General features: G+C 61.0%; 1 protein-coding gene. It reads right to left on the reverse strand.

All coding sequences use genetic code 11. The features are described from left to right. Positions 1-664: RNB domain-containing ribonuclease (locus tag RZO55_RS21855; RefSeq protein ID WP_318066383.1), on the reverse strand; the 664-nt coding region annotated here is incomplete at both ends.

Consider the following 664-nt stretch of genomic DNA (forward strand, 5'->3'; position numbering starts at 1 on the left):
CTCCGTCAACACCTCCCGGATGATCCGGTGAATCATCAGATCGGGGTACCGGCGGATCGGCGACGTGAAATGGGTATAAAACTTGGCCGCCAAACCGAAGTGGCCCAGGCACTCGGCCGCATAGCGGGCCTGCTTCATCGAGCGGAGCATCACCGTGCTGATCAGGGTTTCCTCCGGCTTGCCCTCGATTTCCTCCAGCAGCTGTTGCAGGGCCCGGGGACGGACCTTGTCCGCCTGGCCCCGGATCGAGTAGCCGAAGTGGGTGATAAACTCGAAAAAGGACTGCAGCTTCTCCGTATCCGGTTTTTCGTGGATCCGGTAGAGGAAGGGGAGCTCCGCCCGGGCAAAGTGGGCGGCGACCGTTTCGTTGGCCGCAAGCATGAACTCCTCAATCAACGACTCGGCGATGGTTCGCGGCCGGCGGACGATCTTCACCGGCTTGCCCTGCTCATCCACGAAGATCTTCGCTTCGCTGAAGTTGAAGTCGATGGCCCCTCGATTCATCCGCCGCCGACGAAGGGTTTTGGCCAGGTCGGCCATCAGCCGAAACATGTCGACGAGGGGCTCGTAGCGGCGGATCAGCTCCGGATCTTCATCCACCAGGATGCGCTTCACCGCATCGTAGGTCATCCGCTCCCGGCTGCGGATCACGCTGGGATAAATA

Origin of the sequence: Clostridium boliviensis (assembly GCF_033342255.1) — a bacterium.
GTDB lineage: Bacteria > Bacillota > Clostridia > Lachnospirales > Lachnospiraceae > Lacrimispora > Lacrimispora boliviensis.